The following is an 18012-nucleotide window of genomic DNA, read 5'->3' as shown; positions in this document are numbered from 1 at the left end:
TTTGTCGATAAAATAAAGGAAACTTGGTGATTGTCTTATTTCAAAATGACAGAACCCAGTATGACAATTGCCTCTTTTTCTACATAAGAGAGAAACAAATACAGGTTGGTGTTAACATGGCAGAAGAGTCAAAACAAATATATGGCGGGCAAGCAGTCATAGAAGGAGTTATGTTTGGTGGTAGAGAATATACTGTTACAGCGGTTCGTCGTAAAGATAAATCGATTGAATTTTATCGATTACCACGCGTTCGTAACAAAGCATTATCTATCCTGAAAAAAATTCCATTTTTACGAGGAATTGCAGCTATTGTGGATGCAAGTGCCAATGGAGCGAAGCATTTAAACTTTGCTTCAGAACGATTTGATGTCCACCCAGAAGAAGACGAACAAATTGCAAATAAAAAAGAAGAACAATCAAAATTAACGATGGTATTAGGAGTTGCAGCAGTTGGTGTTTTATCTTTCATATTCGGAAAAGTAATTTTCACAGCAGTTCCTGCACTACTAGCTGAATTAACGAGACCGATTTTCCCATCTCATACAGGGCAAATCATTGTCGAAAGTGTCATTAAGCTCATGCTATTATTGAGCTATATATACTTTATTTCTTTAACTCCACTTATTAAGCGGGTATTTCAGTACCACGGTGCGGAGCATAAAGTGATCAATGCTTATGAGAATAACCTTTCATTGACTGTTGAAAATGTTCAAAAACAAACCCGCCTCCATTATAGATGTGGTAGTAGTTTTATTATATTTACAGTCATTATTGGAATGTTTGTTTATTTCCTCGTCCCTACAGATCCACTTTGGGCAAGGGTAGTAAACCGAATTTTATTAATTCCAGTCGTTCTCGGCATTTCGTTTGAAGTATTGCAATTTACGAATCGATTACGAGATGTTCCTGTATTGCGTATACTTGGCTATCCAGGATTATGGCTGCAACTATTAACAACGAAAGAACCAACAGATGATCAAGTGGAAGTAGCCATTGCATCGTTTGAAGAATTATTACGTTTAGAAAACAAACAATAATTATTTAAAAATGGTGTTCAACTCCTTTCCTCATCGTTAATATACTAATTTTAATATATGTTTTTAGGAGGTGTTCCTTATGAACGGTCGTTCGTTTACATTCGCTATAGTTGTGCTTATTATCGGATTAGCAATATTCGGCCTTGTTTCATCTGTTATTACAAACCCAATGGGTGTATTAAGAAATATCGGGTACATGTTACTTGTTGTCGGTATCTTTTATTTGCTATACAAGATGTTTACAAATTCTAGTGGTTCTGCAAATTCGCAAAGCTCATATAAGCGCGCTGCAAAACAATCGAACCGCAAACACGGGAAACAAAATGTAGCACCCCTAAGCAATTCTTTCTTTAAGTCAAATGCTTCTAATGACAAGGGCAAAAAAGGGAATTCTTCTACTGTGAAACGAAAAAGAAAACAATCTCATTTAACTGTCATTGAAGGTAAGAAAAACAAAAAGAAAGACCGTGCTTCCTTTTAGGAAATACGGTCTTTTTTTATACTTTGAAGCACTTCTTTCAAACTTTTATCTTTCATACTTTCAATTCGAAGGTGATGATTTTCAAAGGGTAAGTTCCGTGTCACATCATTAGGTACAACGACACACTTTAATCCTGCTGCAATCGCTGCTTTCAATCCGTTTAACGAGTCTTCAAATACAACCGCTTCAGATGGATCAATCCCTAAATCTTTTATCGCAATTTGATAAAGTGCTGGATCTGGTTTTACCTTTTCAACATCTTCTCTCGTTTTAATGACTTCAAAATAATCTCGAATTTGTAGCTCTTCCAAAAAAGGAATAACCCATTCTCTAGATGAACTAGAGGCTAATGCGATTTTCAATCCCATTTCTTTCGCTTCCTCTAAATATTCTTTTACACCGTCACGAGCTTCTGTTATTTTCATTTTCTCTTTATGTAAAGTTTTCACTTTTTCTTTTAATAAATGCTTGTTAAACTTCTCTTTTAATTGCTCATTTAAATATGCATATAGTACATCATCTGTCGTTCCAATACATTTTGCAAATTCCTCTAAAGGTAACTCCCCGCCATACTCATGAACGGCTTCTCTGAAAGAGTGAAACCATATTGTTTCTGTGTCCACAATTAATCCATCAAAATCAAAAATAATTGCTTTCATAATTCTCCCATCCTTTTCGATTGAAATAAAAAAGGAAACGACATACGTTCCCCTTAATTACTTTTCTCTTCATTTGCTTTTTGAACACCACGAAGGGTTTCCACTCGAACCTCATCTTGTTCAAAGTATTGCACTAAATCACCAATGCGGTCAATTGCTTCCCAGCTTAAATGATGTTCAATTCCTTCTACATCATTGTAAATTTTACTTTCATCCAAACCGATAATACGCATAAATTGCTCTAGCAAGTCATGACGGTATACGAGACGTTCTCCGATTTTTTTACCTTTTGATGTTAATACAAGCCCTCTATATTTTTCATAAATTAGATATTCATCTTTGTCTAATTTTTGCACCATTTTTGTTACAGAGGATGGATGTACACTAAGCGCTTCAGCAATATCAGATACGCGGGCATAACCCTTTTCATCAATCAACAAATAAATTTGTTCAATATAATCTTCCATACTAGGGGTAGGCATCGGTTTCCTCCATCCAATTTCATTTTGCTCATTCCGTACGAAGCAATCAATAAAATGATACACCAGAAAGAATAACGTGACAAGTTGAAAACAAGCCTAAATATATAAAACAAAAAAGAATCTGTATCTGTATACAGACTCTTCTTAAGTAAAGTATTGTATTTCTGCATCAGGGAAAAACTCATGTATATAACCTCTTATTGTTTCTTCTAATACTTCCGCTTCATCTTTTTTATAAACGTATTTTCCGATTCCGTATCGTCCCCATTTATATTTACGCTTCTCTTCATCCATTTCAAGTTTCGTATTCGGATAACGCTCTTGAATGACCTTTTTTGCCGGTTTTGTAAAGCGATGTTGAATTAATTCAAACGTTAAATTCGGTATCGACAAGTCTTTTAGCGCATTGTACAGTCGCTCAAATAGTTCACGGTATCCTTCTTCCCACCCTTCATGCATATAAAGTGGCGCAACAATAAACCCAAGTGGATAACCCGCGCCTGCTACTTTACGAGCCGCTTCAATTCGTTCTTCAAAGGGTGATGTTCCTGGCTCAAAATTTTTAATCACATACCGTGAATTAATACTAAACCTGAAACGAGTTTTCCCATTATGTTTTGCATCTAACAAATGATCAACGTGCGAATATTTCGTAACGAAACGTAAACGCCCGTATTCACTTTCTCCAATAAACTCTATCGCCCGCTTTAATGCATGTGTTAAATGATCAATCCCAACGATATCTGATGTACACGCCGCTTCAAATCTTGTTATTTCAGGTGCTCTTTCGTCCATGTATTGCTTTGCCTTCTGAAATATTTCATCAAGATTAACATACACACGAACGTAAGGCTTACTCCCAAGCGTCGTTTGCAAATAACAATAATGACAATGTCCCATGCACCCTGTTGCAAGCGGGATTGCATATTCAGCTGATGGTTTTGACGTATCAAACTTTAATGTCTTCCTCACCCCAACAACAAGCGTCGCCTTTGCATTACGATATTTTTGCAAATCATTCTCGCCTGGCAAATTTCTAATTTGATTATGAGACGTCGTTTCACGGATTTCTAATCCCATCTTCGTAAACTTCTCATATAGCTCTTTTCCAAGTGGATATTCAAGCGCCTTCGGTTCAAAGTAGACGATTTTTGGCATAAATGGTTTCATACGCTTCCCTCCTCTCGTTAGTATGGGAAACGTAAAAAAATTAACACTCACTAAAGTTTTCCACGTTTTAACAGCCTTTCAAAAGGCTGTTTTTCTTCTGTCTAATTTTACAAATTGAAAAATTTCATAAAGAAAATAAGAAAAATGCAAAATAATTAAAGTTAATTGTTGACGTGATGCTTTTATTATCGGTATCATAAATCTTCGTGAGCAATTATTTTTCGTTATACGATTTTTTTATTATTACTGAGTTTTTGAGAGGAGAAATTAGATGTCAGTTAAGAAGAAAACGCAAGTACGCACCGGCAAAATGGTACGTGAACTAATGTTAGCAGACGAAGATGTAAATGCTTCGCTAATTATGGTATATAGTGAAAACGGTGTAAACGCAGAAATTAAAATCGAGGGCTTAACGCCGAAATGTAACGAAGAATTATTTTTGAGCGGAAACGTGGATTGGAACAAGAGTGTTATTTATAAGATTGTTGATTTCACTGGAAACGCTGAAGTTGGTAAAGTTACATTAACAGCGATGAACAAAAACAATGTTTCTCTAGAAATAGAACGCGTTATGTGGAGTAAAGAAAATAAAGAGGCTGCTGAGCAAGAAGAAACACCTGTAGAAGTAGCGCCGAAAAAAGAAGTAGTTGTAGAAGCTCCAAAAGCAGTTACACCTGCTCCAAAGCCTGTTACGCGTGTAGAAGCACCTGCCCTTACACCTAAGCCTACTCCGGTATCAACGCCGAAGCCAGTCAGCGTAGAAGCTGCTGTAGAATTATCTACTCCAGCACCTGTGAAAAAAGAAGTACCGACTCCAGTTACAAAGCAAGAGACAGCACCGGTTGCTCCTGCAAAACCGAAGCAGCCTGCTTTGACTGAAACAAACTCAAAATTACAAGAAAATTATGTTAAACTCGTGAAAAAGACGATTGAAGTTTGTCAGGATTACGAGCTTGGCATCGACATAGATGATTCTATCGAAAGCTTAAAAGAAGAACTACAAAGCCAAGGTATTAGCGTTACATTCGACAAAGAAATTATGGACGTTGTAAATCGCCTTCGTTCTTTACAAGATAAAGGAATCAAAGTAGAAAAAGTACTTAATTTACTATAAAGTGAAACTTTAATCAGTGGGGGTTTTGTTCATCCCCCGCTGATTATTAGCCTTCACAAATCGGGAGTTTACGGGTAGCCCAGCTCCCGCCTAACTTCTTTACCCAGCAGAGTTTTTGGGCAGGATGCTTACTGTCCGCAAATAGCGGGATAAAAAAATAAGAGGTGGCAATCGCCATCTCTTATTTTTTATAATTCCATTCATGACTTTCATACTTTTCTTTCGCTAACGCTTGAACTTCATGTAACTGTTCTTCTGTTAATTCATACGGAACAAGCTCTACATCTAATCCTTTTTCAAACCCAACCTCAAACGCTTTTATTAATTGTTCGATCGTAAATGTACGGTCTGTCAATTCATTAATTGCTACCGCTTTTGAAGAGAACATACTCTTCATACGTTCTTTCACCCGTTCGTTCGGGAATAAAAATAGGTCGTATAATTCATCTAAATCTATTTCTAACGGAATCGATCCGTGCTGTAAAATAACACCTTTTTGACGTGTTTGCGCACTACCTGCAATTTTTCTTCCTTCTACTACAATTTCATACCAAGATGGTGCATCAAAACATACGCCTGAACGTGGATTTTTTAAATTTTCACGATCTGCTTCTGTTTTCGGAACTGCGTAATACGCTTCTAATCCTAGCGCTTTAAAACCATCTAATAAACCTTGCGAAATAATACGATACGCTTCTGTAACTGTTTTAGGCATATTCGGGTGATCTTCAGACACAATAACACTGTACGTTAATTCTTTATCGTGTAATACACCCCTACCACCTGTTTGACGACGAACGAATCCATATTTCTTTTCATTAACTATATCCATATTAATATCTTTTTCAACACGCTGGAAATACCCGACTGTTAATGTTGGTACTTCCCATTCATAAAAACGAATTGTTGGTTGCATTTTCTTTTCACTTTGCCAATTTAATAAACATTCATCTAACGCCATATTAAATGCTGGTGAACATTGACCAGAGTTAATATAACACCATTTTTCTTTTCCCATCCTGCACCTCATATAACCAATTATTTTTCACATTCTCTAGTCTACCAAATTCGACAAAATTTGTGAAAGAATACGAAATTTCTTCGTATATACAAATGAATCTGTTGCATAAATACATACGGGCATTATAATATTGAAAGTAGGATAAGAAAAAAGGGAGCGATAGAATCGTGTCAACAACTTGGATTATTTTATTAGCCGTAATCGTAGCGTTCATCGGCTACACTGTATGGATGTATTTCTATCAGAAAAAATTAATTACAACACTTTCAGAAGAAGAGTTTCGCGCTGGTTACCGTAAAGCACAGCTTATCGATATTCGCGAAGCAGACGAATATACTGCAGGGCATATTTTAGGCGCACGTAACATTCCGTTATCACAAATTCGCCTTCGTCATAAAGAACTTCGTAAAGATCAACCAGTTTACTTATACTGCCAAAGCGGATTCCGTACTGGTCGTGCGGCTCAATACTTAAAGAAACAAGGCTACAAAGATTTCTACCAATTACAAGGTGGATTCAAAACGTGGACTGGAAAAATTAAAAAGAAATAATAACATACAAAAACTAGCTGCATCATACAGCTAGTTTTTTCATTTCATATTGTTCGCAATGTATAATAAATTTTGCTTAATCACATCTACATCATTCTCTTCTACATTACGATACAATAGCTGATACTCAATCCCCTTCTCTTTCCAAATAAGCGTCGCAAACTCCTCCCCTCGTTCAAAATCATCCTTATTTTTAAAATAAGCGGCTGCTCCATTATTCAATCTTATTTGCTCTTGAAATCGTTTCTCTTCCACGAAATCCGGAAAATTATAAGAAAAATCCGCAACATTTAACTCAATATATTCACGCCTACCTTGCTCCTGCTGTTTATATTTAATCGTTAAGACCTTATTCCTTTTTCCAATCGTCCTTACTTCCCCCTTCACATCACTCGTAATGTCGTATGGTAAAAACGTCGGAGCTTTAAACTTCACCGGAAAATATTTCGGGATTTCCTTAAGCGGAATGAGATCCGTAACACGATCCATAGCCCCGCCTGTTGTTCCCACAAAATTTTTTTCTTCTTGCATCGTTTGCTGAAACGAGCACGAACTTAGCACTAGACTAGAAAACACGAAACAAATGATTCTTTTTTTCAATTTGTTTCCGCCCTTTCCTACCGCTCTCTTAACGAATGAAGCGTTTATATGCTCTTCATATTCGCTTCTTTAGCAAACTCCTCCTTTGAATACTTTCCACGTTATTCTCACACATTTTGACAAAACTTTTTATAGACGCCAAAAAGCCTCCTGTCATTCTTACGCCCAAATGCAAAGGTTACGCGAATAAAAAGAAGCTTCTTTAATAACATAGTTTGTGAAAAGCTTTTCAGGTCAAGATTTTTTCTTTCTTATTCTTTTCCCTTTATAATAAGAGAAAGAGGTGATACATATGGCCAATATAAAACAAATTGCAAAAACTGCTGGTGTATCTATATCAACTGTTTCTCGTGTCCTGAATAATCACCCTTACGTAAAAGAAGAAAAACGTAAGCGTGTTCTAGATGCTGTTGAAGAATTGAACTATGCAAAAAATATAAATGCTATTCATTTAATAAAGGGTAAAACATATACGATCGGTGTTATGCTCCCTTTTATTAACCTCCCCTACTTCAGTACCATTATTGAAGGAATCGGAAACGAAGCATTAGCAGCTGGATACCACATTAATTTATGCCAAACAAATTACGATAGTATTGAAGAAATTCGCGTTCTTGAAATGATGAAAATGAAACAATTCGACGGAATGATTATTTGCTCTCAAACGAGTTCATGGGAACAAATTGAACCTTTCGCCAAATTTGCCCCTATTATTTCATGTGAAAAAATGAACCACCCCCTCATTTCATCTGTCTATGTAGATCATTATGAAGGCTTCCGCCTCGGTACTGCCTATTTACTCAGTAAAGGCCATGAAAAAATTGCGATTTGTTTAGCAAGAAAAACAAGTGCTAATTCTATGGAGCGTGAAAAGGCATTTGCTGATACACTTCATAAAGATGGTAAAACAGTACATCCCGATTGGATTTTCCATCAATGTTATACGATGCAAGATGGTGCAAAAATACTTCATCGTATTTTAAAGATGAAAAATCGTCCAACCGCTATTTTCACAGCGAATGATCAAGTTGCCGCCGGCTTACTAACAGAGGCTAAAAAACATGGCATTCGAGTCCCCGAAGACCTCGCTATTCTTGGATTTGATAATCATGAAATTTCAAAGGCGTTAGACATTTCGACCATTGAACATCCTGGTCTCACGATGGGATCACGCGCTTTCACCTTATTCCATAAACAGATGCAAGACGAACAAATAACCGGGAACTCAGAAGAACTTTCATTCCATTTAATTGAGCGAAAAACAGTCTAAAAGGGAGCGTTGACGATAACGCTCTTTTTCAGTCTTTCACCTATTGACTTTATATTTCCTATCTCATATAATGAACCTAACGAACGGTAGGTAGGGGATGAAAATGACAGCAAACCGCATTAAAGCTGTAGCACTTTCTCATTTCGCACGCTACGGCTACGAAGGAACTTCATTAGCAAATATTGCTCAAGAAGTTGGGATTAAAAAACCATCAATTTACGCACACTTTAAAGGAAAAGAAGAGCTATATTTTATATGTTTAGAATCGGCTCTTCAAAAAGATTTGCAGAGCTTCACAGGCGATATCGAAAGCTTTTCCAATTCGTCCACTGAAGAATTGCTCTTACAGTTACTAAAGGGCTATGCAAAACGATTTGGTGAAAGTGAAGAATCAATGTTTTGGTTACGAACTTCTTATTTTCCGCCTGATGCATTTCGCGAACAAATTATTAATAAAGCAAATGTGCACATTGAAAACGTCGGAAAACTTTTATTCCCTGTATTTAAAAGAGCAAGCGAACAAGATGAACTGCATAACATTGAAGTAAAAGATGCCTTAGAGGCTTTTCTATGCTTACTTGACGGTCTCATGGTTGAACTACTATACGCAGGTTTAAATCGTTTTGAGACACGTTTAGACGCTTCTTGGAAAGTATTTTGGCGCGGACTTTCAAACTGACGGATTGCTCCTTTGCAATGCGTCGTTTTTAAGCCCTTTACCTAACGACTGGTAGGAAGGAGAAATGACATATGGCTTGGATTTATGTAATCATAGCTGGTATTATTGAAATCTTTTGGGTGATTGGACTAAAAAAAGCGGAGGCACCACTTGAATGGGCTGGTGTTGCGCTATTAATTACAATTAGTTTCGTCTTATTATTTAGAGCTTATAAAGATTTACCTGTCGGCACTGTATACGCAGTCTTCACAGGAATTGGGGCTGGCGGAATCGTTCTGACAGAGATTTTCGTCTTTGGAGAACCTTTCTCTATTGTAAAAGTATTATTAATTGGTTTAATCTTCTTCGGAGTAATTGGTTTAAAACGAGTAACAGAAGAAAAAGAAGCGAAGGAGGCCGCATAAAATGGCTTGGGTATTTTTAATTCTAGCTGGTATTTGTGAAATTATTGGTGTACTCTTTATGAAAGTAGCCACTGAAAAGAAAGGCTGGGCACCAAAAGTTATTTTAATCGCTAACTTCGCAGTAAGTTTCTTCTTCTTATCCCTTGCGATGGACACGTTACCGATGGGAACTGCTTACGCGATTTGGACTGGAATCGGAACTGCCGGTAGTGCACTTCTAGGCATTCTAATTTTCCGTGAATCAGCGGATTGGCGTCGCCTTGCCTTCTTAAGTTGCATTCTATGCGGCGCTGTTGGCTTAAAACTATTAAGCTAACGTGAGGTGAATGTCATGTGGAAAGAAAAAGGAAGGCAAATGTTAGCATGGATTACACTTGGTATCGTCATTCTATTACAAATAAGTTTTCATATAATAGAATGGTTGTTTCATAAACTAGTAGCCATTCTCACATTCCTTCCTAACATGACACTTGAAATTATATCAATCGTTTGGTCCATTATTGCCTCCATTGCAATCGTCATTATATGGAGTATCGCCAAACTATTGAATAAAGTATTTAAAAAGGACAGTACTTCTGAAAAAGAGTAACTGTCCTTTTTTATATTCATTCAGACTTTCTATAGAAGTTTGATGTGATAAGACAAAGAAGACCAACTATGACAATACTGATACCAATTCCTTTATGCAAATTAGGAAATGGTGATGGTATGTCTGAGTAAAAATTTGCTAATATGAGACCGATTGAAACGAAAAGTATCCCTATTCTATATAACCATTTTCTTTTGTTCATCATGCTCCCCCCTAAAATCTTTCATACGCTCCTTTCTTTTGGACATACTACCTAAAAAAGGAGTGGATAATATGCAAAATTCTATACATAAGCAAATCCTATTTTTATTTTTCCTCTTTCTCATACTCGTTATCGTTTTCAGCTTTATATTACATACTCCGAAAGATGTACCGAATAGCCTCTCTGTTTATAAACTCTTACTTTCATATTGTCGTTATTGAAAAAGGTGCCTTTTATAGGGCACCTTTTAAAATTCTCTTTTTTCATATAGCTTTATCGAAACGAAGACAGATACTATTAACACGAAAATTGAACTACCAAACAACAAGCTGTTATACAGTTGAATTTGTTCCATGTTGATTTCAAAGAACATGGTACCAATTGCTGTCGGTGCTATTAGTATGAAAAACGTAATAAAAACTGATTTTTTATACCCTAACCAAAACGATATCGGTAAGACCAAACTTAAATATATAAAAACAAATCCAGTAATCGTCACTAATGTTGTCGTGATAAATTCAAATACCCCACCTGTAAAATGAATGATCCCTACAGGACTAGACACTATCATACTTATAACAAAAACAATAAGCGCCATTATGTATTTAGCAACTACAATTTCTTTTTTCGCTAGCGGTAAACTATTTAACATTACTTCACTATCATATTTTTTATCGTCATTAAATGTTTTTAAAATTGCTATTACTGGAATTATAGCTGACATAATTACGTAAAAACTTTTAATATCCACTAATGTCATATACAAGAAAAGGGGATATAGCATATGCCATATTAAAAATTTCCATTGCATAATAAAATCTTTTAATATAAGTTGCCTCATGATTACTCCCCCCCTCACAAATCACGCTCATTGTACAAGTGAATTGAGAAAAACATGGACATAACATATAAAAGAAGCAGTCCTACTATAAAACAAATATTTACGACTAGACTCGTGTTCCATACACTCTCCACATCTAACCACACATTACTTACAATCAATCCACTTAAATATCCAAATGCAATCCCGATAAAAGGAGCAATTTGTTTTGCACTACTATACCCTACTGAAAATTCAATTGGAAGTACGATCATAGTATAAACCAACCCTCCCGTTATCCCGCCAAGAATCGCTGCCCATAGCATAAATACAGTGGTATTTTCATTTTGCAATTGGATTAAACTAACAGTAAAAGGAAGAGCTCCGCCTAAAGCAACTAAAATACTTGCAAATATGTATTTTGCTATGACAATTTCTTTACGCTGAAGCGGTAAACTGTTTATTATCATTTCGCTTTTATTTTTATTCTCACAATTCATTGACTGCATCATTCCAAGAACAGGTATGAACATGCTAAATGTCATCAGAAAACTATCACTGCGAAAATCAACAATAGCGAGAAAAAACAAACATATAAGATAAGCAAACCCTAACTTTCTTTGTAACATCATATCTTTTAAAACTAGTTTCTTGATCATGTTTTCCCCCTCCTAATATGAAAATGTCCCTTCTATAACTCTGCCTCCTGAAACATTTTCATTGAGAGCAACATTGATATGACTATACTTACTAACACTCCGATACCAACAACACTCATTGCTAGTGTAGCCTCTTGAGAGTGGAGTACTTTTAACATGATTATTTCATCACCAAAAATATTGCACATAAGGCCAATCATACCCATTAAAGGAAAAATCATAATCACATTCAAAACTGTAATAGCTTTATATCCCCCAATGTAATTAGTAGGTATCGTTACTACACAATAAATCAAGGTTGCTACTATTGCTGAAAATATTGCATATCCAGGAATAACTATATCTCTGTTCGACAAAATATTTCCTAATATTACGACTATAGAGGTTATACTCAAACCGACTATAATAAATAATGTGGTTGAAATATATTTAGCTATAACTATCTCTTTTCTCATTATAGGCAAACTCACTAATACTTTTTCTGTTTTACTTTTTTCTTCATAATAAAAAGAAATATATATAATCGTACTACATGTCATAAATAATCCTATTGCAATCCCCATTGGTTCTACAGAATTTCTAAAAACAGATAAAATAGGTATTAAAAAATAAAAAGGAAACATCTTCTTCTGTAAGAAAAATTCCTTCAAAATCAACTGTTGCATATGAATTCTCCTCTCTATAAATCACGCGCTTCATAAATTTTGATTGTAAGAAACATAGAAGCGATATAAATACTGACTAATGCAATGAATCCAACTATAAATACACCAATATGCAGAGGATTCATAATCCACTCCATGAATGAAGGTGTTGTTTCATTCAGCCCATCACTAATCAATATCCAAAGTATCCCACCCACTCCTATTGATGCTGCTGATACTAGACTTCTTACTACCTTCGATTTTGTACCATAATAACTAGGGAAAAAGGTGACAACTAAAAATACGGCGTAAACAACCCCATTTATTACTTCATACCACGGAATTTCAATGTATAGATTAGGATGATATGCACCGATATCATCAAAAACAGCAATACCTCTTATAAGGAAAATAAACAACATAGTAGAGAACATACCACCTACAATAAATATTGCACTGGAAATATATCTAGCAATTATGATATTTTTTCTACTTAACGGTAAACTATTGATAATAATGTCACTGGTATTCCGTTCATCAATTACAATTAACATCGTAATTGATGAAAGCGTTACAAATAAACAACTCATAGGAAACAGCATTCCATCACCGTTTTCAAATAAAAAGAATATAAAGGGTATAGTAAGATACACTGGCCATATCCCCCGAAAAAAGAACAAATCTTTATATACGAGCTGACGCATAAGCATCTCTCCCTTTCGCAGTGTAAACGATGATATCGTCTAATGTAGGATTTTCTATTACAACCTCATTTCCAAACCAATCGATAATTGCTTGTTTATCCTTCGCTAAACCTTCAAAACCAAATTTATTTTTTCGTAATCCAACAAATAGCTCTTTTCCTTCTCGGTCTAATAAATCATTACTTCCTTTTACGATTACGTAGTTCTCCATTAAGTCGTCTTTTTCACCAGTAAATATAATTTCTCCATCGTTGATGAACGTAATATAATCTGCGATGCGCTCTAAATCTGTTGTAATGTGCGTTGAGAATAATACCGATACTTCATCTTCCATTACAATCTCTTGCAACATATCAAGTAATTCACTTCGAACAACTGGATCTAATCCTGCTGTCGGTTCATCCATAATAATAAACTCTGCATGATGCGAAAGTGCGATAGCAATTGCAAACTTCATTTTCATCCCTTTAGATAGTTCTTTAATCTTTTTATACTTTGGGACTTGCAATCTCTGCATATACGATTGATACTGCTTTTCGTCCCATTTTTTATATAACGGTGCAATAATACGTTTCATTTGTTCACACGTTAAATCTTCGTAGTAATGATTTTCATCATATACAAAACCGATATTTTGTTTTATTTCCTTTTCGGCTTTTTTATTGTCTTTGCCAAAAATTTTTATATCACCACTATCTTTTCTAATTAAATTCATAATCATTTTGATTGTCGTGCTTTTCCCGGCCCCGTTCGGTCCGACAAATCCCATAATATATCCACGTGGTAATGCAAAACTTATATTTTTCACTGCAAAATCTTCATAACTTTTACAAACGTTTTTTAACTCTAACATCCCTTATTCCCCCTCGTATAAACACGCAATCATCTGCTGTAAGTCTTCAAGCGACAGCTGCAACACTTTACTTTCTTTCACAATTTCTTCAGCTTTATTCTCCAATAGACGTAGCCGCTGTTCTTTTAGTAGTTCATTATTTTTACGTGAAACATAAGTCCCCTTCCCAGCGACCGTTTCTATGTATCCTTCTTTTTCAAGCTCTTCGTACGCACGCTTCGTTGTAATTACACTAATTTGTAATTCCTTCGCTAAGCTACGAATAGACGGTAATTGGTCTCCCCCCTTTAAACCACCATTTAAAATAAGCTGGCTTAATTGTTTTCTTATTTGCACATAAATAGGGTCTTGGGAAGAATTCGAAATAATAATATTCATGTTTTCCTCCAATGTGTATATACTGTATATACCTTATATACACAGTATATACACAGCATCCTATTTTTGGCAAGAAAAAAAGACCAACATTTTCCTGTTGGTCTTTCGTATATGTATCACTTTTCAAAGCGATCTAACATCTCGTCTCTCATTCCGAAACTCACTACCGCAATTCCTATATACATAAACAGAAGGAATGCCGGATGAACTGTGTTGTACCAGCTGCTATCAACAATTAAATAAATCGTTAATGCCACAACAAGAACAAACGCTAAGATAAACATATAAAAGTGTCTTGTACTACCCATGATAAACTCCTCTCTTCTCACTTCGCCATTCAACAGTATATTTTATCGAATAATTCGATATGACTCAAGGTTAACTTTCTGTTATGTAATCAAGTTCCACCTTTATGATGTCCTCACACGCTATTGAAATGATTGTTCCTTGCTTATCAATCGCCGTCACTTCTCTATTATCCATTACACGATGCGCTACTCTTTCTAGTACTTTTCCTTGGTCTCGATAACAAAATTCTTTTACATCTTTAATCGTTTTTCCGTTTTCTAAATGGTATATCATTCTATAACACCGATATCCCACAATTTCACCCCCAAACTTGTTCGTTTTTTCACATATAAATAAAAATGAGTCTTTCCTATCTCATTACATCTTCTTAATTTCAATAAAATTCTAACAAAAATAAATACTTTTATCAAACCGACTTTTTCAACAAAACCACCTATAAAACTACATCTTTACAGCAATATGGAACAAAAAAATTTAATTTTTAACATTTTCTTTACTATTTCTGCACAAATTCTCCAAATAAAAAAAGAACCCGCATGTAGCGAGTTCTTTTTTATTCTCATCAAACTTGTACAGGAGCTAGCTTTTCATAACGTAAAACTGGTTTACGTGCAGCCAGTGTTTCGTCTAGACGTTTAATGACTGTCGTATGTGGTGCTTCTTGTACAACTTCTGGATTTTCTTCTACTTCTTTAGCGATTTGAATCATCTTATCAATGAAACCATCTAATGTTTCTTTTGATTCTGTTTCTGTTGGCTCAATCATAATACATTCTTCCACGTTTAATGGGAAGTAGATTGTTGGTGGATGATAACCGAAATCAAGCAGACGTTTTGCAATATCTAATGTACGTACACCAAGTTTCTTTTGACGACGACCTGATAATACAAATTCATGCTTACAATGTCTATCGAACGGAAGATCATAGAATGGAGCTAATCTTCTCATCATATAGTTCGCATTTAATACAGCATACTCCGTTACTGCACGTAGTCCATCTGGACCCATAGAACGAATGTATGTGTACGCACGAACGTTAATTCCGAAGTTACCATAGAATGGTTTCACACGCCCAATTGCCTCTGGACGATCGTAATTGAAGCGATAACCATCTTCTGTTTTCTCTAAAATTGGTTTTGGTAAGTAAGGAATTAAATCAGCCTTCACACCTACTGGACCAGAACCTGGGCCACCGCCGCCGTGAGGACCTGTAAATGTTTTATGAAGGTTTAAATGCACAACGTCAAATCCCATATCTCCTGGGCGTGCTTGGCTTAATACGGCATTTAAGTTTGCACCATCATAGTATAATTTACCGCCTGCATTATGGACGATTTCTGCCATTTCTAAAATATTTTCTTCAAATAGACCTAATGTATTAGGATTTGTTAACATAAGTGCCGCTGTTTCTTCGTTTACAACACGTTTTAAATCTTCTAAGTCAACAAGACCATGTTCATTTGATTTCACTGTAATTGTTTCAAAACCAGCTACAGTTGCAGATGCTGGATTCGTTCCGTGAGCAGAGTCAGGAACAATTACTTTCGTACGGTTAAAGTCACCATTTGCTTCATGGTATGCACGAATTAACATTAGACCTGTCCATTCTCCGTGTGCACCAGCTGCTGGTTGTAAAGTAACAGTATCCATACCTGTAATTTCAATTAAATGCTCTTGCAAGTCGTACATTAATTCCATTGCACCTTGTACTGTTTTTTCATCTTGAAGAGGATGAATATTTGCAAATCCTGCAAAACGAGCTACGTTTTCGTTAATTTTCGGATTATATTTCATCGTACAAGATCCAAGTGGATAGAAGCCAGAATCAACACCGTGGTTACGGTTTGAAAGTGCTGTATAGTGGCGCATAATGTCAAGTTCAGATACTTCTGGTAGCTCAGCATCTTCTACTCGAATATAATCGCTCTCGAACACATCTTCTAGTTTCACTTCTTCTACATCTAATTTGGGTAAGCTATATCCTACGCGTCCTTCTTTACTCACTTCAAAGATAAGTGCTTGGTCTTGGTTCTTCATTGGATAGCCCCCATTTCGTTTACAAGTGTGTCAATTTCCTCTTTTGTACGAAGCTCTGTTACTGCTACAAGCATATGGTTTGCATGCTCTTTATAATCACGGCCTAGGTCGTAACCACCGATAATATTCTTTTGGATTAATGCATCGTTTACTTCTTTTACTGGACGTTTGCAATCTACAACGAACTCATTGAAGAACGGGCCAGCAAATGTTACAGTGAAGCCTTTCGCTTCGAATTGACGTTTTGCGTATTGTGCTTTAGAAATGTTTTGACGTGCCATTTCTTTCACACCTTGTTTTCCAAGTGCAGTCATTGCAACTGATGCTGCTAATGCATTTAACGCTTGGTTTGAACAAATGTTAGACGTCGCTTTATCACGGCGAATATGCTGTTCACGCGCTTGTAACGTTAATACAAATCCACGTTTACCATCTGAATCTACAGTTTGTCCAACAAGACGTCCTGGAATTTTACGCATGAATGCTTTCGTTGTTGCAAAGTAACCACAGTGCGGTCCACCAAACTGCGTTGGAATACCAAATGGTTGTGCATCACCGATTACAATATCAGCACCAAATTTTCCTGGTGGTGTTAATGCGCCTAATGATAATGGATTTGAAGAAACGATAAATAATGATTTTTGTTGGTGAACGATTTTTTCAATATCCGCTAACTTTTCAACTTGTCCGAAGAAGTTTGGATATTGAACAATTACACAAGCAACTGTATCGTCTACTTCACTTTGTAATACGTCTAAATCTGTTACACCATCTTTATGATTAATTTCAACAACTTCTAAATGTTGACCTTTTGCGTATGTTTCAAGTACTGCTCTTGATTCCGGATGAACTGCACTAGATACAAGAATTTTCTTTTTACGAGTATGGCCAGCTGCCAGCATTGCTGCTTCAGCTAAAGCTGTACCTCCGTCATACATAGAAGAGTTCGCTACGTCCATTCCTGTTAATTCACAAATCATCGTTTGGAATTCAAAAATCGCTTGTAATTCCCCTTGTGAAATTTCTGGTTGGTATGGCGTGTAAGCTGTATAAAATTCTGAACGAGAAATCACATGATCAACAATTACTGGAGCGTAATGATCGTATACACCTGCTCCTAAGAAAGAAGCGTATTCTTTTAAGTTCGCATTTTTGCCAGCCATTTGAGATAACTCTTTTAAAAGCTCTGGCTCTGATTTTGCTTCTTTAATTTTTAAGTCCCCTTTAAAACGAACACTCTCTGGAATATCAGAGAATAACTCATCGATCGTTTGAACGCCGATCGTTTGTAACATTTCTTTTTTGTCTTCTTCTGTCATTGGAAGATAACGATGCAACATGAAATCTA

25 protein-coding genes are annotated in these 18012 nt (G+C 35.9%); 9 read left to right on the top strand and 16 right to left on the bottom strand.

Annotated elements, in window-relative coordinates:
• Positions 1–116 precede the first annotated feature (116 nt).
• Both EUC40_RS06050 and EUC40_RS06045 read left to right on the top strand, forming a co-directional pair.
• Positions 117–1037: a DUF1385 domain-containing protein gene (locus EUC40_RS06050; protein ID WP_000807114.1), complete on the top strand. Its 921-nt coding sequence runs from the start codon at positions 117–119 to the stop codon at positions 1035–1037.
• 79 nt (positions 1038–1116) lie between these two features.
• Positions 1117–1518, top strand: coding sequence for an SA1362 family protein (locus EUC40_RS06045; protein WP_001014469.1), 402 nt, complete (start codon positions 1117–1119; stop codon positions 1516–1518).
• On the opposite strand, the gene EUC40_RS06040 is transcribed toward EUC40_RS06045, so the two are convergent.
• From EUC40_RS06040 to splB, 3 genes are all read right to left on the bottom strand, one after another.
• Complete coding sequence (locus EUC40_RS06040; RefSeq protein WP_071713027.1) at positions 1515–2177, bottom strand: HAD family hydrolase; 663 nt, start codon at positions 2175–2177, stop codon at positions 1515–1517. The genes EUC40_RS06045 and EUC40_RS06040 overlap by 4 nt on opposite strands.
• Positions 2178–2230: 53 nt before the next feature.
• Positions 2231–2659, bottom strand: coding sequence for a transcriptional regulator MntR (gene mntR / locus EUC40_RS06035; protein ID WP_001143071.1), 429 nt, complete (start codon positions 2657–2659; stop codon positions 2231–2233).
• 144 nt (positions 2660–2803) lie between these two features.
• A complete protein-coding gene (gene splB, locus EUC40_RS06030; RefSeq protein WP_071713026.1) occupies positions 2804–3829 on the bottom strand; it encodes a spore photoproduct lyase in 1026 nt (341 codons plus the stop codon).
• A 271-nt stretch (positions 3830–4100) separates the two neighbouring features.
• Here splB and EUC40_RS06025 point away from each other — a divergent pair, with 271 nt between their 5' ends.
• Complete coding sequence (locus tag EUC40_RS06025; RefSeq protein ID WP_156574094.1) at positions 4101–4943, top strand: hypothetical protein; 843 nt, start codon at positions 4101–4103, stop codon at positions 4941–4943.
• A gap of 181 nt (positions 4944–5124) precedes the next feature.
• Here EUC40_RS06025 and EUC40_RS06020 read toward each other — a convergent pair whose 3' ends face one another.
• Positions 5125–5961, bottom strand: coding sequence for a lipoate--protein ligase family protein (locus tag EUC40_RS06020; RefSeq protein ID WP_156574092.1), 837 nt, complete (start codon positions 5959–5961; stop codon positions 5125–5127).
• Positions 5962–6131: 170 nt separating this feature from the next.
• Here EUC40_RS06020 and EUC40_RS06015 point away from each other — a divergent pair, with 170 nt between their 5' ends.
• Positions 6132–6515, top strand: a complete 384-nt coding sequence (locus EUC40_RS06015; RefSeq protein WP_000108655.1) for a rhodanese-like domain-containing protein — start codon at positions 6132–6134, stop codon at positions 6513–6515.
• A gap of 39 nt (positions 6516–6554) precedes the next feature.
• Here EUC40_RS06015 and EUC40_RS06010 read toward each other — a convergent pair whose 3' ends face one another.
• Positions 6555–7091, bottom strand: coding sequence for a DNA polymerase III subunit delta (locus tag EUC40_RS06010; RefSeq protein ID WP_156576916.1), 537 nt, complete (start codon positions 7089–7091; stop codon positions 6555–6557).
• A 316-nt stretch (positions 7092–7407) separates the two neighbouring features.
• On the opposite strand from EUC40_RS06010, the gene EUC40_RS06005 reads away from it, so the two are divergent.
• The 5 genes from EUC40_RS06005 (at position 7408) to EUC40_RS05985 (ending at position 10057) form a co-directional block, all read left to right on the top strand.
• Positions 7408–8385, top strand: coding sequence for a LacI family DNA-binding transcriptional regulator (locus tag EUC40_RS06005; protein ID WP_156574090.1), 978 nt, complete (start codon positions 7408–7410; stop codon positions 8383–8385).
• A 97-nt stretch (positions 8386–8482) separates the two neighbouring features.
• On the top strand, positions 8483–9064 hold the full coding sequence (locus EUC40_RS06000) for a TetR/AcrR family transcriptional regulator (RefSeq protein ID WP_156574088.1): 582 nt from the start codon (positions 8483–8485) through the stop codon (positions 9062–9064).
• Positions 9065–9135: 71 nt separating this feature from the next.
• A complete protein-coding gene (locus EUC40_RS05995; RefSeq protein ID WP_000312344.1) occupies positions 9136–9468 on the top strand; it encodes a DMT family transporter in 333 nt (110 codons plus the stop codon).
• Position 9469: 1 nt separating this feature from the next.
• On the top strand, positions 9470–9784 hold the full coding sequence (locus tag EUC40_RS05990) for a DMT family transporter (RefSeq protein WP_016080306.1): 315 nt from the start codon (positions 9470–9472) through the stop codon (positions 9782–9784).
• Positions 9785–9799: 15 nt separating this feature from the next.
• Positions 9800–10057: a DUF3975 family protein gene (locus EUC40_RS05985; protein WP_156574086.1), complete on the top strand. Its 258-nt coding sequence runs from the start codon at positions 9800–9802 to the stop codon at positions 10055–10057.
• A gap of 16 nt (positions 10058–10073) precedes the next feature.
• Here EUC40_RS05985 and EUC40_RS05980 read toward each other — a convergent pair whose 3' ends face one another.
• From EUC40_RS05980 to gcvPA, 11 genes are all read right to left on the bottom strand, one after another.
• Positions 10074–10262, bottom strand: a complete 189-nt coding sequence (locus EUC40_RS05980) for a hypothetical protein (RefSeq protein WP_187130302.1) — start codon at positions 10260–10262, stop codon at positions 10074–10076.
• A gap of 244 nt (positions 10263–10506) precedes the next feature.
• The gene (locus EUC40_RS05975) at positions 10507–11100 is read right to left on the bottom strand and encodes an ABC-2 transporter permease (protein WP_156574082.1); all 594 of its coding nucleotides are present in this window, start codon (positions 11098–11100) and stop codon (positions 10507–10509) included.
• A gap of 14 nt (positions 11101–11114) precedes the next feature.
• Positions 11115–11738, bottom strand: a complete 624-nt coding sequence (locus EUC40_RS05970) for an ABC-2 transporter permease (protein ID WP_156574080.1) — start codon at positions 11736–11738, stop codon at positions 11115–11117.
• A gap of 32 nt (positions 11739–11770) precedes the next feature.
• Complete coding sequence (locus EUC40_RS05965; RefSeq protein ID WP_156574078.1) at positions 11771–12403, bottom strand: ABC-2 transporter permease; 633 nt, start codon at positions 12401–12403, stop codon at positions 11771–11773.
• A gap of 14 nt (positions 12404–12417) precedes the next feature.
• Positions 12418–13086: an ABC-2 transporter permease gene (locus EUC40_RS05960; protein ID WP_156574076.1), complete on the bottom strand. Its 669-nt coding sequence runs from the start codon at positions 13084–13086 to the stop codon at positions 12418–12420.
• Positions 13067–13939, bottom strand: a complete 873-nt coding sequence (locus EUC40_RS05955; protein WP_156574074.1) for an ABC transporter ATP-binding protein — start codon at positions 13937–13939, stop codon at positions 13067–13069. The genes EUC40_RS05960 and EUC40_RS05955 overlap by 20 nt, the downstream gene beginning before the upstream one ends.
• Positions 13940–13942: 3 nt before the next feature.
• Positions 13943–14317 (bottom strand): GntR family transcriptional regulator, encoded by a 375-nt coding sequence (locus EUC40_RS05950; RefSeq protein ID WP_071713018.1) that lies wholly within the window; start codon positions 14315–14317, stop codon positions 13943–13945.
• A gap of 116 nt (positions 14318–14433) precedes the next feature.
• Positions 14434–14625 (bottom strand): hypothetical protein, encoded by a 192-nt coding sequence (locus EUC40_RS05945; RefSeq protein ID WP_000535933.1) that lies wholly within the window; start codon positions 14623–14625, stop codon positions 14434–14436.
• Positions 14626–14695: 70 nt separating this feature from the next.
• On the bottom strand, positions 14696–14899 hold the full coding sequence (locus EUC40_RS05940) for a DUF3929 family protein (RefSeq protein WP_000639159.1): 204 nt from the start codon (positions 14897–14899) through the stop codon (positions 14696–14698).
• 289 nt (positions 14900–15188) lie between these two features.
• The gene (gene gcvPB / locus EUC40_RS05935; protein WP_156574072.1) at positions 15189–16664 is read right to left on the bottom strand and encodes an aminomethyl-transferring glycine dehydrogenase subunit 2; all 1476 of its coding nucleotides are present in this window, start codon (positions 16662–16664) and stop codon (positions 15189–15191) included.
• Positions 16661–18004, bottom strand: a complete 1344-nt coding sequence (gene gcvPA, locus EUC40_RS05930) for an aminomethyl-transferring glycine dehydrogenase subunit 1 (RefSeq protein WP_156574070.1) — start codon at positions 18002–18004, stop codon at positions 16661–16663. Before gcvPA ends, gcvPB begins: the two co-directional genes overlap by 4 nt.
• Positions 18005–18012: the final 8 nt, after the last annotated feature.

It is taken from the genome of Bacillus luti (assembly GCF_009739945.1).
Classification (GTDB): Bacteria; Bacillota; Bacilli; order Bacillales; family Bacillaceae_G; genus Bacillus_A; species Bacillus_A luti.
This window is presented reverse-complemented; position numbering and strand designations above follow the sequence as displayed.

Excerpts from the sequence above, each read along its gene's own strand:
- EUC40_RS06050 (WP_000807114.1), top strand. The coding sequence starts at position 117 with ATGGCAGAAGAGTCAAAACAAATATATGGCGGGCAAGCAGTCATAGAA.
- EUC40_RS06045 (WP_001014469.1), top strand. The coding sequence starts at position 1,117 with ATGAACGGTCGTTCGTTTACATTCGCTATAGTTGTGCTTATTATCGGA.
- EUC40_RS06040 (WP_071713027.1), bottom strand. The coding sequence starts at position 2,177 with ATGAAAGCAATTATTTTTGATTTTGATGGATTAATTGTGGACACAGAA.
- mntR (WP_001143071.1), bottom strand. The coding sequence starts at position 2,659 with ATGCCTACCCCTAGTATGGAAGATTATATTGAACAAATTTATTTGTTG.
- splB (WP_071713026.1), bottom strand. The coding sequence starts at position 3,829 with ATGAAACCATTTATGCCAAAAATCGTCTACTTTGAACCGAAGGCGCTT.
- EUC40_RS06025 (WP_156574094.1), top strand. The coding sequence starts at position 4,101 with ATGTCAGTTAAGAAGAAAACGCAAGTACGCACCGGCAAAATGGTACGT.
- EUC40_RS06020 (WP_156574092.1), bottom strand. The coding sequence starts at position 5,961 with ATGGGAAAAGAAAAATGGTGTTATATTAACTCTGGTCAATGTTCACCA.
- EUC40_RS06005 (WP_156574090.1), top strand. The coding sequence starts at position 7,408 with ATGGCCAATATAAAACAAATTGCAAAAACTGCTGGTGTATCTATATCA.
- EUC40_RS06000 (WP_156574088.1), top strand. The coding sequence starts at position 8,483 with ATGAAAATGACAGCAAACCGCATTAAAGCTGTAGCACTTTCTCATTTC.
- EUC40_RS05995 (WP_000312344.1), top strand. The coding sequence starts at position 9,136 with ATGGCTTGGATTTATGTAATCATAGCTGGTATTATTGAAATCTTTTGG.
- EUC40_RS05990 (WP_016080306.1), top strand. The coding sequence starts at position 9,470 with ATGGCTTGGGTATTTTTAATTCTAGCTGGTATTTGTGAAATTATTGGT.
- EUC40_RS05985 (WP_156574086.1), top strand. The coding sequence starts at position 9,800 with ATGTGGAAAGAAAAAGGAAGGCAAATGTTAGCATGGATTACACTTGGT.
- EUC40_RS05980 (WP_187130302.1), bottom strand. The coding sequence starts at position 10,262 with ATGATGAACAAAAGAAAATGGTTATATAGAATAGGGATACTTTTCGTT.
- EUC40_RS05975 (WP_156574082.1), bottom strand. The coding sequence starts at position 11,100 with ATGAGGCAACTTATATTAAAAGATTTTATTATGCAATGGAAATTTTTA.
- EUC40_RS05970 (WP_156574080.1), bottom strand. The coding sequence starts at position 11,738 with ATGATCAAGAAACTAGTTTTAAAAGATATGATGTTACAAAGAAAGTTA.
- EUC40_RS05965 (WP_156574078.1), bottom strand. The coding sequence starts at position 12,403 with ATGCAACAGTTGATTTTGAAGGAATTTTTCTTACAGAAGAAGATGTTT.
- EUC40_RS05960 (WP_156574076.1), bottom strand. The coding sequence starts at position 13,086 with ATGCGTCAGCTCGTATATAAAGATTTGTTCTTTTTTCGGGGGATATGG.
- EUC40_RS05955 (WP_156574074.1), bottom strand. The coding sequence starts at position 13,939 with ATGTTAGAGTTAAAAAACGTTTGTAAAAGTTATGAAGATTTTGCAGTG.
- EUC40_RS05950 (WP_071713018.1), bottom strand. The coding sequence starts at position 14,317 with ATGAATATTATTATTTCGAATTCTTCCCAAGACCCTATTTATGTGCAA.
- EUC40_RS05945 (WP_000535933.1), bottom strand. The coding sequence starts at position 14,625 with ATGGGTAGTACAAGACACTTTTATATGTTTATCTTAGCGTTTGTTCTT.
- EUC40_RS05940 (WP_000639159.1), bottom strand. The coding sequence starts at position 14,899 with ATGATATACCATTTAGAAAACGGAAAAACGATTAAAGATGTAAAAGAA.
- gcvPB (WP_156574072.1), bottom strand. The coding sequence starts at position 16,664 with ATGAAGAACCAAGACCAAGCACTTATCTTTGAAGTGAGTAAAGAAGGA.
- gcvPA (WP_156574070.1), bottom strand. The coding sequence starts at position 18,004 with ATGTTGCATCGTTATCTTCCAATGACAGAAGAAGACAAAAAAGAAATG.